Origin of the sequence: Microbacterium sp. MYb64 (assembly GCF_002979495.1) — a bacterium.
GTDB lineage: Bacteria > Actinomycetota > Actinomycetes > Actinomycetales > Microbacteriaceae > Microbacterium > Microbacterium azadirachtae_A.
Map to the genome: position 1 here is coordinate 65,022 of NZ_PCOW01000015.1, position 14,443 is coordinate 79,464.

At 69.2% G+C, this 14,443-nt stretch carries 10 protein-coding genes and 1 pseudogene; 8 read left to right on the forward strand and 3 right to left on the reverse strand.

Annotated features, from left to right (window positions below):
• Positions 1 to 62: 62 nt before the first annotated feature.
• Positions 63 to 2,144, reverse strand: coding sequence for an APC family permease (locus CQ044_RS13650; protein WP_374954862.1), 2,082 nt, complete (start codon positions 2,142 to 2,144; stop codon positions 63 to 65).
• 211 nt (positions 2,145 to 2,355) lie between these two features.
• On the opposite strand from CQ044_RS13650, the gene CQ044_RS13655 reads away from it, so the two are divergent.
• Positions 2,356 to 3,048 carry a GTP pyrophosphokinase family protein gene (locus tag CQ044_RS13655; RefSeq protein ID WP_045271749.1) on the forward strand — a complete coding sequence of 231 codons (693 nt, stop codon included), beginning with the start codon at positions 2,356 to 2,358 and terminating at the stop codon, positions 3,046 to 3,048.
• Between the two features lie 140 nt (positions 3,049 to 3,188).
• Here CQ044_RS13655 and CQ044_RS13660 read toward each other — a convergent pair whose 3' ends face one another.
• Together CQ044_RS13660 and CQ044_RS13665 are read right to left on the reverse strand one after the other, a co-directional pair.
• Positions 3,189 to 4,403, reverse strand: coding sequence for an amidohydrolase (locus tag CQ044_RS13660; protein WP_105688971.1), 1,215 nt, complete (start codon positions 4,401 to 4,403; stop codon positions 3,189 to 3,191).
• A gap of 60 nt (positions 4,404 to 4,463) precedes the next feature.
• A complete protein-coding gene (locus tag CQ044_RS13665) occupies positions 4,464 to 5,123 on the reverse strand; it encodes a TetR/AcrR family transcriptional regulator (protein ID WP_105688972.1) in 660 nt (219 codons plus the stop codon).
• A gap of 150 nt (positions 5,124 to 5,273) precedes the next feature.
• Here CQ044_RS13665 and CQ044_RS13670 point away from each other — a divergent pair, with 150 nt between their 5' ends.
• From CQ044_RS13670 to CQ044_RS13700, 7 genes and pseudogenes are all read left to right on the forward strand, one after another.
• The gene (locus tag CQ044_RS13670) at positions 5,274 to 6,950 is read left to right on the forward strand and encodes an ABC transporter substrate-binding protein (protein WP_105688973.1); all 1,677 of its coding nucleotides are present in this window, start codon (positions 5,274 to 5,276) and stop codon (positions 6,948 to 6,950) included.
• Positions 6,951 to 7,031: 81 nt separating this feature from the next.
• The gene (locus CQ044_RS13675; RefSeq protein WP_045271754.1) at positions 7,032 to 7,856 is read left to right on the forward strand and encodes an ABC transporter ATP-binding protein; all 825 of its coding nucleotides are present in this window, start codon (positions 7,032 to 7,034) and stop codon (positions 7,854 to 7,856) included.
• A 98-nt stretch (positions 7,857 to 7,954) separates the two neighbouring features.
• Positions 7,955 to 8,665: pseudogene (locus tag CQ044_RS13680) on the forward strand (ABC transporter ATP-binding protein); the annotation flags it as partial.
• Positions 8,662 to 9,738: an ABC transporter permease gene (locus CQ044_RS13685; protein WP_105688975.1), complete on the forward strand. Its 1,077-nt coding sequence runs from the start codon at positions 8,662 to 8,664 to the stop codon at positions 9,736 to 9,738. The pseudogene CQ044_RS13680 and the gene CQ044_RS13685, both read left to right, overlap by 4 nt.
• Positions 9,739 to 9,740: 2 nt before the next feature.
• Positions 9,741 to 10,835, forward strand: coding sequence for an ABC transporter permease (locus tag CQ044_RS13690; protein ID WP_105688976.1), 1,095 nt, complete (start codon positions 9,741 to 9,743; stop codon positions 10,833 to 10,835).
• Positions 10,832 to 13,084: a glycoside hydrolase family 3 N-terminal domain-containing protein gene (locus tag CQ044_RS13695; protein ID WP_105688977.1), complete on the forward strand. Its 2,253-nt coding sequence runs from the start codon at positions 10,832 to 10,834 to the stop codon at positions 13,082 to 13,084. The genes CQ044_RS13690 and CQ044_RS13695 overlap by 4 nt, the downstream gene beginning before the upstream one ends.
• A gap of 76 nt (positions 13,085 to 13,160) precedes the next feature.
• Positions 13,161 to 14,408 (forward strand): MFS transporter, encoded by a 1,248-nt coding sequence (locus CQ044_RS13700; protein ID WP_258133313.1) that lies wholly within the window; start codon positions 13,161 to 13,163, stop codon positions 14,406 to 14,408.
• Positions 14,409 to 14,443: the final 35 nt, after the last annotated feature.

Sequence of the window (14,443 nt, forward strand, 5' to 3'; positions counted from 1 at the left end):
TGTTCCGGTAGTGGATCCAGCAAAGTGCGCGCTTCGAAACGGGAGGGACGGCCGGAGCCGGGTCAGCCCTTCTCGGGCGGGCCGGCGGGGCGCTGCGCGCGGCGGCCGGGCTGGGCGTTCGCGTCGCCGTAGAGCGGGCGGCCGGCGCGCTGCTGGCCGGGCACGGGGCGGGAGCGGCGTCCGTAGATGAGCTCGGAGGAGTCGAGCAGCCACGGCACGAGCGTGATCGTGACGCCGTGCACCATCATCAGCTGGGTGGCCACGCGGCGCGCGCGGCGGTTGTGCAGGATCGACTCCCACCAGTGCCCCACGATGTACTGCGGCAGGTACACGGTGACCACCGCGGGCCCGTGCTTCTGCCGGTACTTGTTGATGTACGCCTCGACCGGCGCCGCGTAGTGGCGGAAGGGCGACTCCACGATCACGAGGGGGATCGGGATCCGGTGCTGCTGCCAGTCCTTCTGCAGCTGCACGCCGTCCTCCGGGTTGGCGGCGACGTGCAGCGCGATCGTCTTCTGGTGCTTGGCGGCGATCGCATAGTCGATCGCCTTGATCACCGGCTTCTGCAGCCGGTTGACGAGGATGATCGCGACATCGCCCTCGGATCCGAAGTGGGTCGTGTCGTCGATCGAGATCTCGTGCTCGACGTCGCGGTAGTAGCGCTTCACGCCCATCATGAGCAGCGCGAGGACGGGGATCGCGATGAACACCATCCAGGCGCCGTGCGTGAACTTGGTGACCGTGACGATCACGAGCACCGCGATCGTCATGGACGCGCCGAGGGAGTTGATCGCGAGGCCCGTGTAGGCCGTGCGGCGCACGGGTTGCGCGTCCTTCACGCTCATGACCTTGGTCCCGGCCAGCAGGCGCCGCCAATGCCGCACCATGCCGACCTGGCCGAGCGAGAACGACACGAAGACGCCGATGATGTAGAGCTGGATCAGGTTCGTGAGGTTCGCCTGGAACAGCACCAGTACGCCGATCGCGGCGATGCCGAGCAGGATCATGCCGTTCGAGAACACGAGGCGGTCGCCGCGGGTGTTCAGCGCCTTGGGGGCGTAGCCGTCTCGGGCGAGCACGGCGCCGAGCAGCGGGAAGCCGTTGAACGCGGTGTTGGCGGCGAGGAGCAGCACGCACGCGGTCGCGGCCTGGATGATGAAGAACGGCAGGGATCCGCCGCCGAAGACGGCCGAGGCGATCTGCGCCATGAGCGACTGCTGGGGGAGTGCGCAGTTGAAGCCGACCAGGTCGCGGCACGGGTTCTCCGCGTAGTGCACTTGGGTGATCAGCCCGAGCGCGGTGAGGCCGGTGAACAGCAGGATCGCGATCCCGCCCATCATCGCGAGCGTCGCCTGCGCGTTGCGGATCTTCGGGATCCGGAACGCCTGCACGCCGTTGGAGACGGCCTCGACGCCGGTCAGGGCGGAACAGCCGCTGGAGAACGCGCGCAGCACGAGCAGGATGACCGCCGCGTTCGCGAGCTGGTCGCCGTGCATCGTGTACTGCGCGCTCTCGGCGATCGGGGCGTCGCCGAGGAAGGTGCGCACCAGGCCCGTGACGATCATGACGGCGACGGATCCGACGAAGACGTACGTCGGGATCGCGAAGAACGTGGACGCCTCGCGCACGCCGCGCAGGTTCACGACCACGATGAGGATGACGAAGCCGACCGCGAGCTCGACGCGCCAGGGGTCGAGCTGCGGCACCGCGGAGATGATGTTGTCCACGCCGGAGGCGATCGACACGGACACCGTGAGGATGTAGTCGACGAGGAGGGCTGCAGCCACGACGACGCCGGGGATCTCGCCGAGGTTCTTCGACGCGACCTCGTAGTCGCCGCCGCCCGAGGGGTACGCCTGGATGAGCTTGCGGTAGCTCAGCACGATCACGATCAGCAGCAGGACGACGGCCGCGGCGACCCAGGGCGCGAAGGCGAGGAACGCCAGACCGCCGAGCCCGAGGGTCATCAGCATCTCCTGCGGGCCGTAGGCCACGGAGGAGAGCGCGTCGGATGCGAAGATCGGCAGCGCCATCCGTTTCGGGAGGAGCTGTTCGTTCGCCTTCTCTGTGCTGAGCGGCTCCCCGAGCAGGATGCGTTTGGCTACCTGCGGGGCGTCGGCGCTCTCACGGCTGTCATTTGCCACGAGCGGCTAAATTACGCCTGGAACGGGGCGGATGCAATTTCGCGCGCGGGTTGTTGCATCACTGTTCCATCACTCTTTGCCGTCGGCGGCCCCCGGGCGTGTCCGGAACGGGTAGATGCGAGGGTCCGGAGAGCGCTCTCTCGACGACTCGTTGGTCCGCTCAGAACGAACACACAGGAGATCCGAACTCCTTTTGCGTAGCGTCGCAGACATGAGCATGGCCCCCCTGGACGACGATGCGCTGAACCAGACCCTGTCCGAGGCGCGCGAGCTGCGCGACGAGTTCCAGCGGTTCCTGCACGAGTACGAGTTCGGGATGCGCGAGATCGAGACCAAGATCTCGATCCTGCGGGACGAGTTCACGCACCACCACTCCTACAACCCGATCGAGCACGTGAAGAGCCGGGTCAAGACGCCCGACAGCATCGTGGAGAAGGTGGCCCGCCGGGGGATCGAGCCCGACTTCGACACGATCCGCGCCAACATCACCGACATCGCCGGCGTGCGCGTGACGTGCAGCTTCGTCGCCGACGTCTACCGGCTGTTCGACCTGCTCGCCGCACAGGACGACATCACCGTGCGCATCGTGAAGGACTACATCGCGACGCCGAAGGCCAACGGCTACCGCAGCCTGCACGCGATCCTCGAGGTGCCGGTGTTCCTCTCCTCCGGCCCGATCATGGTGCCCGTCGAGGTGCAGTTCCGCACGATCGCGATGGACTTCTGGGCGAGCCTCGAGCACAAGATCCACTACAAGTTCCAGGGCCAGGTGCCCGCGCACCTCGTGGACGACCTCACCGCCGCGGCGGACGCCGCGAGCGAGCTCGACGAGCGCATGGAGCGGCTGCACCACGAGGCGCACGCCCCGCTCGCCGCACTGCCGCCCGTCCGCGTCGACGTCTGAGCGCGGATCCGGTCAGACGCGGTTCTGGATCCTCCGGTCGTCATTCTGAAGGACGTCTGCAGTTCCGCAGGACGAATCGGGCGGATCCGTCCTGCAGAGTTACAAAAGTCCTGCAAAGTTGCTGCGCGTCAGGGCGCGTGTCAGTCCAGGAACTCGCGGGCGGCGACCGTCAGGGCCTGCACGCCGACTTCGATCGTCGGGTGGATCTCGACGGCGAAGAACGGCGAGTGGTTCGTGGCGATCTCGCTGTCGACCGTGTCGTTCGCCACAGCTGTCGCGTAGCGGACCGGGTCGACGCCGCCCCAGAACCAGAACACGAGCGGAACGCCGGCGTCGCGCGCGAACCAGGACACGTCCTCGCTGCCGGTGAACAGGCCGGGGTCGATGACGTTCGCGTCGCCGAACGCGGCCCGGAAGGCTGCCGTCGCGCGCTCTGTCGCGGCGGCGTCGTTGATGGTCGCTGGCAGCGTGTGCAGCGTCTCGATGGTCGGATCCTCGAGGGCGCCGGATGCCATCGCCTCGGCCTTGATGACGCGCTCGACCTTCTCCAGCACCTTCTCGCGCAGAGCCTCGTCGGGGTAGCGCAGGCTGAGATCGAGCGTGGCCTCGGCCGGGATGATGTTGTTCTTGGTGCCGGCGTGGATCGCGCCGACGGTGACGACGGCGAGGTCGTGCGGATCCACCTCGCGCGAGACCACGGTCTGCAGGCGCATGACGGTCGCGGCGGCCATGACCACGGGGTCGATCGTGGAGTGCGGGCGCGAGCCGTGCCCTCCGCGGCCGTGCAGCACGACGTGCAGGCCGTCGGATGCCGACATCTGCGGGCCGGGACGGACGCCGATCATGCCGGCCGGGAAGGGGGTGACGTGCTGTCCGATGACGACATCGGGGCGGGGGAAGCGGTCGAGGGCGCCGTCGTCTAGCATCGCGCGGGCGCCGGCGCCGTACTCCTCGGCGGGCTGGATGACGACGACGAGCGTGCCGGACCACTCGTCCCTGGTGCGGACGAGCTCCTCGACGGCGCCGATCATCGCGGTCACATGCATGTCGTGGCCGCAGGCGTGCATGATGCCGACCTCGTGGCCCTCGGGATCGATGCCGGTCGCGGTGCTCGCGTAGGCGAGACCCGTCTGCTCGGTCACGGGCAGCGCGTCCATGTCGGCGCGCGCCCACACGACGGGGCCCTGGCCGTTCGCGAGCACCCCGATCACGCCGGTGCGCCCGATGCCCTCGGTGACCTCCAGCCCGAGGTCGCGCAGGTGCCCGGCGGCGATCGCGGCGGTGCGCGTCTCCTGGAACGAGAGCTCGGGGTTGCGGTGGAGGTCGATGAAGAGCGCTTCGAGGTCGATCGTCATAGCGCCGAGCCTACGCGGATCCGCCACCCGGACGGATCCCTCGGAGGTCGCGGCGACCGGTCAGCGACGGGACGCGTCGGGCGCGTAGGTCTCGAGCGGGGGACCGGGGCGGAGCACGCCGTTCACGATCGCCTCGATCGCGAACGAGCTGGCCTCGGCGAGGTCGACGGCCGACGGGTCCAGCAGCCACTGCAGCTGCAGGCCGTCCATGACCGCGAGGATCGACGCGGAGGCCGTGGCGATGCGCGTGGTGTCGGTCACGCCCTGCTGGGCGCACAACTCGTCGAACGCGGCGGCCAGCTCCTCCCTGAGCTTCGCGTACCGGTGCTCGAAGAACCCGCGCGCGGGATGGTCATCGGTCACCGACTCGTTGGAGAGCACGGTGTAGACCTGCACGATGCCCGGCCGCAGCTCGTTCACGAGCGCCGTCTTGACCAGATGCAGGAAGAGGGCCGGGCCGTCGGGGATGTGCTTCTCGGCGAGTCCGGCGACGTCGCTCTCGTCGCGGTAGGCGAGCACTTCGAGCAGCAGCTTCTGCTTCGAGCCGAAGTGATGCAGCACGCCGGCATGCGTCATGCCGACCTGCTCCGCGATGTCGGCGAGGGTGCCGTTCGTGGATCCCTTGGCGCCGAAGATCTCCATCGCGGCCTTCAGGATCTCGGTCCGCTTGCGCTCGGTCTCGGGGCGCGACTTCACGCGGCTCGATGTGGTCGTGACCATTTCGTTTCCCCTCCCCTGCTTGTCATCCAGCTTACTGATCGGTAACCTCACCTTTACTTACTTTCCCGCTAGTAAGTAAATTCCCTCAGGGAAAGCGGGACCCCGCACCAGATGGCGCACGACGGCCGTGCCCCACCAGAAGGAGAAGCAATGACGCTCAGGAAGACCTTGATCGCGGTGACGGCGTTCGCGGCGATCGGCGCGGTGGCGCTGACCGGCTGTTCGTCCGGCGGTGGCAGCACGTCCGGCTCGGCCGGCGGTTCGCTCACGATCGCGAAGCCCGATGGAGCCGCCGTGCTGGCCACCCAGATCAACAACCCGTTCATCAGCACCGGATCCGGCATGTCGCTCGGCTACGACCGCATGATCTACGAACCGCTCGCGATGGTGAACCCGGTCGGCAAGAACGAGACCACGCCCTGGCTGGCCTCGAAGGTCGAGTGGAACGCCGACTACACGCAGCTGACCGTCACTCCGCGCACCGGCGTGAAGTGGAGCGACGGCAAGCCGTTCACCGCAGACGACATCGTCTTCACCTACACGCTGATCAAGAACACCCCGGCGCTCGATCTCGGCGGACTCAAACTGGCCGACATCAAGAAGGAGGGCGACAACGTCATTCTGAGCTTCAGCGAGTCGAAGTTCGTCAAGCAGGGCGACGTGCTGCAGGTCGGCATCGTGCCGGAGCACCAGTGGAAGGCGATCGCCGACCCGACCAAGGATCCGGTCAAGGAGGCCATCGGCACCGGGCCGTACACGATCAAGAGCTTCTCCTCGCAGGGCGTCGTGCTCTCCTCGCGCAAGGACTACTGGGGCGGCGACGTACCCGTCCCGCAGCTCAAGTACCTCGAGTACAACGACAACACCGGTCTGCTCCGCGGTCTGCAGAACGGCGAGACGGACTGGGCGCAGATCTTCATCACCGACTTCCAGAAGAACTACGTCGACAAGGACGCGAAGCACAACGTGTTCTGGGCCGCCAACGTGCTGAGCCCCGACATGATCGTGGTGAACACGACGAAGGCGCCGTTCAACGACCCCGCGTTCCGCAAGGCCGTGAACATGGTGATCGACCGCAAGGCGCACGCCGAGAAGGCGCGCAGCAACGCCGGTCCGGAGCTGACGAGCGTGACCGGCATCCCGCAGCCGACGGGCGACCAGTACATCGCCCCCGAGTACAAGGACAAGACGTTCTCGATCGACGTGGACGGCGCCAAGAAGGTGCTCACCGATGCGGGATACACCTGGAACAAGGACGCGCTGATCGATCCGGCCGGCGCTCCGGTGTCGTTCACGCTGCAGGATCCGCAGGGCTGGAACGACTACGTCACCGGGATCCAGCTCGTCGCCACCCAGGTCAAGAGCACGCTGGGCGCCGACGCCAAGGTCGCCACCCCCGACGCGGACACCTGGCTCAGCAACGTCGCGACCGGCAACTTCGACGCCGCGCTGCACTGGACGGGATCGGGTACGAACCCCTGGCACATCTACGACGACGTGATGAACGGCGCCTACCTGGAGCAGGCGGCCGGCGGCAAGGTCTCCGACAACTTCGGCCGCTATAACAACCCCGAGGCGACCGCGCTGCTGGCGCAGTACGCGCAGGCCTCGGACGATGCCACCCGCACGGATGCGCTGAACAAGCTGCAGAAGATCTTCGTGGAGGACGTGCCGGCGATCCCGATCGGCACCCACCCGCAACTGGGCGAGTACAACACTCGGAAGTACACCGGGTGGCCGAGCGAGGACGACCAGTACGCCACGGCCGACCCGACCCAGCCCTCCGCCGTCCAGGTCGTGCTGAAGCTGAAGCCGGCCGGTAAGTAGCAGTCCGATCCCTCTCGGTCGTCGAGCGGGCGCCGTGCGACGCACGGCCTCGCTCGACGACCGCTACAGGAGCATGCCCTCATGACAGACCCCCTTCTCTCCGTGCGCGACTTCTCGGTCGTGTACGACGTGGATCCGCCCGTCGCGGCGGTCAAGAACGTCACCCTCGAGATCGGCCGCGGCGAGATCGTCGGCCTGGCCGGCGAGAGCGGCTGCGGCAAGACGACCCTCGCGTACGGCGTGCAGCGGCTGCTCAAGCCGCCGGCCGTGATCACCAGCGGCAGCGTCACGTTCCACGACGCGTCCGGCGAGGACGTCGACGTGAACGCGCTCGACGTCGAGCAGATGCGCCGCTTCCGCTGGGACCGGATCTCGATGGTGTTCCAGGGTGCGATGAACGCGCTCAACCCTGTGGCCACGATCGGCGCCCAGCTGGACGACGTGTTCCGGGTGCACCGCCCGGGGATGACCCGCACCGAACGCCGGGACGCGGTCGTCGAACTCCTGGAGATCGTGAAGGTGGGCGGGCAGCGGCGACGCTCCTACCCGCACGAGCTCTCCGGCGGGATGCGGCAGCGCGTGATGATCGCGATGGCCCTCGCGCTGCGTCCGCAGCTCATGGTCATGGATGAGCCGACCACGGCGCTGGACGTGCTGGTGCAGCGCGAGATCCTCAGCCAGATCTCACAGCTGCGCCGCGAGTTCGGCTTCTCGGTCGTCTTCATCACGCACGACCTGCCGCTGCTGCTGGAGATCAGCGACCGCATCGCGATCATGCGCGCCGGGGAGATCGTGGAGCTGGCCACCGCCGAGCAGATCTGGACCGACCCGCAGCACGAGTACACCCGGACGCTGCTGAGCTCGTTCCCCCGGCTCACCGGCGAGAGAGGGATGGTGCGGCGATGACGACGCTCGAGATCAAGAACGTCACGAAGATCTACAACGTCCGCGGAGCCGGCCGGATCAAGGCGCTCGACGACGTGAGCTTCACACTGGGAGCACGCCAGACGATCGGCCTGGTCGGGCAGTCGGGCAGCGGCAAGTCCACGATCGCGAAGATCCTCACCCAGCTGGAATCGCCCACGCACGGCGAGGTGCTGCTGGACGGCGAGGCGATCCCGCGCAGGGGTGCTGGCCTGCGCCGCTACCGGCAGCGCCTGCGGATGGTGTTCCAGGATCCGTTCGCGTCGCTGAATCCGTCCCACTCGATCCGGCACCACATCGAGCGTCCGCTGCAGCTGGATCGGGTCGTTCCGCGGAAGGACGTCGACGCCGAGGTGCGGCGCCTCCTCGACCGGGTCCGGCTGGAACCCGACGCCGTGATCGACCGCCGTCCGCACGAGCTCTCCGGCGGACAGCGCCAGCGCGTCGCGATCGCCCGGGCTCTGGCCTCCCGTCCCGACCTGCTGATCGCCGACGAGCCGGTCTCGATGCTCGATGTCTCGATCCGGCTCGGTGTGCTGAACCTGCTCGCCGAGCTGCAGCGGGAGGAGGGGCTCGGCGTGCTCTACATCACGCACGACCTCGCGACCGCGCGTCACTTCAGCGACGAGATCATGGTGCTCAACCAGGGCCGGGTCGTCGAACGCGGCCCTGCCGACGACGTGATCCTCCATCCGCAGGATCCGTACACCCGCGAGCTGCGCGCCGCGTCGCCCGATCCCGAGAAGCACTTCGGCAGGCCCGCGGTGCCCGTGGCAGGAGGTGCGCTGTGAGCGCCGAACCGACGACCGCCCCCGCCGTCGACCCGACGCTCGTCGGCACCACCGCGACCCGCGCCGAGCGGGGCGGGATCCGCGTGCCGTGGCGCTTCATCCTGAACCGCGCCGCGTTCTACCTGTTCACCGCCTGGGCGGCCATCACGATCAACTTCTTCATCCCGCGGATGATGAAGGGCGACGCGGTCGACTCGTTCATGGCCCGCAGCCAGGGGCAGCTCACGCCCGCCGCGGAGAAGGCGCTGCGCCTGATGTTCGGCCTCGACTCCTCGGTGCCGCTGTGGCAGCAGTACCTCGACTACTGGGGCATGCTGCTGCGCGGAGACCTCGGCGTCTCGATCTCGACCGGCATGGCGCCGGTGGGCGAGGCGATCGCCTCCGCCCTGCCGTGGACCCTCGGGCTGGTCGGCGTCGCCACCGTGATCTCCTTCGCGATCGGCACGAGCGTCGGCGCCGTGATCGGCTGGAGGCGCGGCAGCGCGCTGGACGTCTTCGTGCCGGTGACGACCTTCCTCGGCACGGTGCCCTACTTCTGGTTCGGCCTCATCTTCATCGCGTTCTTCTCCTCGACGCTGGGCTGGTTCCCGGCCGGGCACGCCTACGAGGTCGGCGTCGAACCGGGGTGGAACGCCGAGTTCATCGGCCAGGTGCTTTCGCACGCCGCGCTGCCCGTGCTGACGATCGTGATCGCGTCGCTCGGCGGCTGGGTGCTCGGCATGCGCAACATGATGCTCACGGTGCTCGACGAGGACTACATCACGGTCGCGCAGGCGAAGGGCCTGCCGAACCGGCGGGTGCTCTGGAAGTACGCCGCGCGCAACGCCGTGCTGCCGCAGATCCAGAGCTTCGCGCTCTCGCTCGGCTTCATCGTCGGCGGCACGATCGTGATGGAGATGGTCTTCTCCTACCCCGGGATCGGCCTGCTCCTGCTGAACGCGACCAATGCCAAGGACTACGCGCTGATGCAGGGCATCTTCCTGGTCCTGGTGATGGCGGTGCTCGTGGCGAACATCATCGCCGACATCGTCTACGCCGTCCTCGATCCGCGCACCCGTCAGACGGAGGGCTGAGCATGAACGTTCCCACCACGAAGCAAGAGCTCCTGGCACCGGCCCCCGGCGCCGGCGCACCCGAGACGGTCGCGGTGCTGACCGCGGACGCCGGAGCCGGATCCCGGCGCACGTTCTGGTCGCAGCTGCGCGCCTCGCTCGCCATGTTCGGCAACCCCAAGTCGGCGACCGGCCTGATCATCCTGGGCGCCTTCGTGCTCGTCGCGATCTTCGCCCCGTGGATCGCGCCGTATCCGCCGACCGCGCAGCACCTGGATCAGACGCTGGAGGCGCCGTCGCTCCAGCACCTGCTGGGTACGACGCACATCGGCGAGGACGTGTTCAGTCAGCTCGTCTACGGCACCCGCGGCGTGCTGCTCGTCGGCTTCCTCGCGACGATCATGGCGACCGTCGTCGCCATCGTCGTCGGGGTCACGGCCGGCTATCTGCGCGGCTGGAAGAGCGAGGCCCTCTCGGCGCTCGCGAACGTCTTCCTCGTGCTCCCTGCGCTGCCGCTCATCATCATCGTCGCGTCGCAGTTCCAGGATCCGCCGCTGTGGATCATCGCCGCGGTGCTGGGGCTGACCGGCTGGGCGTGGGGTGCGAGGGTGCTGCGTGCGCAGACCATGTCGCTGCGCAATCGCGACTTCATCCAGGCCGCGCGCGCCAACGGCGAACCGCTGCACCGGATCATCCTGGTCGAGATGCTCCCGAACCTGATGGCGATCATCGCGTCGAGCTTCGTGGGCACCATGACCGCCGCCGTGTTGGGGCTCACCACGCTCGCGTTCATCGGGGTCATCCCCGTGTCGAACCTGAACTGGGGCACGATCCTGTTCTGGGCGCAGCAGAACAACGCTTTCCCGGACTACTGGTGGTGGTACGTGCCGGCCGGGCTCTGCATCGCCCTGCTCGGCGTCGCGCTGTCGCTGATCAACTTCGGGATCGACGAATACGTCAACCCCCGCCTGCGCTCCGCCGGAGAGCGTGCCCGCGCGCTCAAGAAGCGCGGCATCGACCAGAACGCCGCCGTGACCGCGGTGCGTCCCGCCGCGCTGCCGGCTTCGTCCCCCGCGGCCGGAGCGGCCGCCGAACCAGAGAGCACCACCACCGCATGAGCGACGTCCTGCCCTTCCGCGATCCGAGCCTCGGCACGGCCGAACGCGTCGCCGACCTCCTCGGTCGTATGACGGTCGAGGAGAAGGTCGGTCAGATGCTGCAGTTGGACGCGCGCGACGACCTGCGCGACCACGTGCTGCGGCGTCACGTCGGCTCGATACTGCACACCTCGCCGGAGCGCATCCTCGAGGCCAACCGGCTCACCGCCGAGACGCGGCTGCGCATCCCGCTGCTGGTGGGCGAGGACTGCATCCACGGGCACTCGTTCTGGCCGGGCGCGACGATCTACCCGACGCAGCTCGGCATGGCCGCCACCTGGGATCCGGTGCTCATCGAGCAGGTCGCCCGCGCCACGGCCGAGGAGGTCGCGGCGACCGGGATCCACTGGACGTTCTCGCCGGTGCTGTGCATCGCGCGCGATCTGCGCTGGGGGAGGATCAGCGAGACGTTCGGTGAGGATCCGTTCCTCATCGGCGAGCTCGCGAGCGCGATGGTGCGCGGCTATCAGGGGGAGGGGCTCGAGGATCCGACCGCGATCCTCGCCACGGCGAAGCACTTCGCCGGGTACTCGGAGACCCAGGGCGGCCGCGATGCGAGCGAGGCGGACATCTCCCGGCGGAAGCTCCGCAGCTGGTTCCTGCCGCCGTTCGAGCGGGTCGCACGCGAGGGGTGCCGGACGTTCATGCTCGGCTATCAGACCACGGACGGAGTGCCGATCACGGTCAACGACTGGCTGCTCAGCGACGTGCTGCGCGGCGAGTGGGGGTACACCGGCACGCTGATCACGGACTGGGACAACGTCGGCAGGATGGTCTGGGAGCAGCGCGTGCAGCCCGACTACGCGCATGCCGCCGCCGCCGCGGTGAGCGCCGGCAACGACATGGTGATGACCACCCCGCACTTCTACGAGGGCGCGCTCGAGGCCGTGCAGCAGGGCCTGCTCGGGCCGGAGGCGTTCGATGCCGCGGTGGCCCGCATCCTCACGCTGAAGTTCGACCTCGGGCTCTTCGAGGATCCGCGCCTGCCCTCGTCCGATCTGGACGCCGTGGTGGGCAGCGCGGCGCACTCCGACCTCAACCTCGAGGTGGCGCGGCGGTCGATCGTGCTGCTGGAGAACGACGGGGTGCTGCCGCTCGGGGCGACGGCTCCGCTCACGGCCGCGGATCCGATCCGCGTCGCCGTGGTGGGCCCTCTCGCCGACGACGCGCAGACCCAGCTCGGTGACTGGGCCGGCGGATCCGGCCAGGCGGGCTGGCTCGACGGCCAGCCCCGCGAGATGATCACGACGGTGCTCGACGGGCTGCGCGCGGTCGATGGCCTCGCCGTGCGGCATGCGCAGGGCGCGGACATCCTCACCCTCGAGGACGATCCGCTCGGAGCGACGTTCCCGGACGGGCAGCCCAGGCCGCCGGTCGTGGTGCCGGCCGCGTCCGATCCGCTCCTGCTCGCGGAGGCGGTCCGCGCCGCCGAGGCCGCGGACGTCGTCGTCGCCGTGGTCGGAGACAGGATCGAGCTCGTCGGCGAGGGCCGCTCCACCGCGACCCTCGAGCTCATCGGCGGCCAGAACGCGCTGCTCGATGCCCTGATCGCGTCCGGCACGCCCGTGGTCGTGGTGCTCCTGGCCTCCAAGCCGCTCGTGCTCCCGGCCTCGGCGGCGGGGGCGGCCGCTGTGATCTGGGCCGCCAACCCCGGCATGCACGGAGGGCGCGCGATCGCCGAGCTCATCATCGGTGCGATCGAGCCCTCTGGGCGGCTGCCGATCTCGTTCGCGCGGCACGTCGGCCAGCAGCCCACGTACTACAACCAGATCCGCGGGCAGCACGGCACCCGCTACGCCGACCTCACCCAGGCGCCGGCCTGGGCGTTCGGCGAGGGGCTCTCGTTCACGACCGTGGAGTACTCCGCGCTGGGGCTCGTGTCGGCGACGCTCGTCGCGGACGACACGATCGTCGCCGAGGTGACGGCGACCAACACCGGATCCCGTCCCGTGCGCGAGACGGTGCAGGTGTACGTGCGCGACGTTGTCACGAGCGCGAGCTGGACCGACAAGGAGCTCAAGGCCTACCGCCGGGTCGACCTCGCTCCGGGGGAGTCCGCGCGCGTGCGGCTGGAGCTGCCGGTCGCCGACTGCACGATCGTGGACGCGGCGGGGATCCGCCGGGTGGAGCCCGGCGCCTTCGAGCTCCTGGTCGGGCCGTCGTCGCGGGACGAGACCCTGCTGTCCGCCGCGTTCGAGGTGGTCGGCTGAGGCGGTGTCCGACAATTCGTCCGGAATCCTCGCAAAAGGGGAGCGCGGAGCGGATCCGCTCTGGTTGGATGACCTGGTGCGAACGACTGCTGACGACACCGGCTTCCGGCCAGGAGCGCTGATCTGGCTCGCCGTCGCGACCTTCTCGATGGGGATCGACGGCTACGTCCTGGCGGGGCTGCTGCCGCAGATCGCCACCGACCTGGACGTCGATGCGGCCGCCGCCGGGCAGCTCATGAGCGTGTTCGCGGCGACCGGTGCGATCGCGGGTCCCGTGCTCGGCGCGCTCACCGGGCGCTGGGAGCGCAAGTCGACGATCGTGCTGGCTCTCGGCGTCTTCGTGCTCGGCAACCTCATGGTGGGCCTCGCGCCCACCTACTTCTGGGCGATGAGCGGCCGGGTGGTGTCGGCCCTCGGCGGGGCGCTGCTGAACGCCGTGATCGGCTCCTACGTGATCGCGCGCACCCCGGAGCACTACCGCGGCAGGGCGCTCTCGCTCGTGATGGGCGGCTTCCTGTTCGCGACCGCGCTCGGCGTGCCGGTCGGGCTCGTGATCGGACAGGCCGACTGGCGGATCCCGCTGTTCCTCGTGGTCGGCGTCGGCGCGGCGGCGCTCGTCGGGATCCTGTGGAAGGTGCGCCCGCTGCGCCTCCCGCCGCTCTCGCTGCGCGAGGCGCTGAGCCCGCTCACGCGCCCGGCGATCCTGTTCGTGCTGCTGGTGCCGATGGGCCTCATGTGCGCGAGCTACTTCTGCTTCACCTACGCGACGCTCATCCTGGGCCCGCGCATCGGCGAGGGGTACCCGATCATCGGCGCCCTGTTCGGCTATGGCATCGTGAGTCTCGCCGGCAACATCGTCTCCGGACGCGTGACCGATCGCCGCGGCCCCGTCGCCGTGCTCACGGTCATCGTCGCCACGGTGCTCGCCGCCGCGCTGCTCGGCTGGGCCGGCCTCATGCTGCCCGGCGCCGCCGGCGCCGTGGCGGGACTCATCTGGTTCCTGGTCTGCGCCTTCTTCAACGGCGGATCCGGCGTCGCCGCCCAGACCCGGCTCGCCACGATGGTGCCGCCGGCGGTGGCCGCCCTCGTGCTCGCGCTCAACAACAGCGCCATGATGCTGGGCAGTGCGCTCGGCAGCGCGCTCGGCGGTCTCGCGCTCGCCGCCGGCGCCGTGCCGGACCAGCTGCTGCTGCTCTCGGGCGTCGTGCTCGCGGTGACGCTCGGGGTGCAGCTCGTGACCGCGGCGACGCAGCGTCGCCGCGACGCGGCGGTCGCTCCGGTCGACGCCGGCGAGCCGCCCGTGGAGGCGCTCGACCCGGCGTGACGCCTCTGCCGCTCCTTGAGAGGGCGCCGCGTTTC

Excerpts from the sequence above, each read along its gene's own strand:
- CQ044_RS13690 (WP_105688976.1), top strand. The coding sequence starts at position 9,741 with ATGAACGTTCCCACCACGAAGCAAGAGCTCCTGGCACCGGCCCCCGGC.
- CQ044_RS13670 (WP_105688973.1), top strand. The coding sequence starts at position 5,274 with ATGACGCTCAGGAAGACCTTGATCGCGGTGACGGCGTTCGCGGCGATC.
- CQ044_RS13665 (WP_105688972.1), bottom strand. The coding sequence starts at position 5,123 with ATGGTCACGACCACATCGAGCCGCGTGAAGTCGCGCCCCGAGACCGAG.
- CQ044_RS13675 (WP_045271754.1), top strand. The coding sequence starts at position 7,032 with ATGACAGACCCCCTTCTCTCCGTGCGCGACTTCTCGGTCGTGTACGAC.
- CQ044_RS13655 (WP_045271749.1), top strand. The coding sequence starts at position 2,356 with ATGAGCATGGCCCCCCTGGACGACGATGCGCTGAACCAGACCCTGTCC.
- CQ044_RS13695 (WP_105688977.1), top strand. The coding sequence starts at position 10,832 with ATGAGCGACGTCCTGCCCTTCCGCGATCCGAGCCTCGGCACGGCCGAA.
- CQ044_RS13660 (WP_105688971.1), bottom strand. The coding sequence starts at position 4,403 with ATGACGATCGACCTCGAAGCGCTCTTCATCGACCTCCACCGCAACCCC.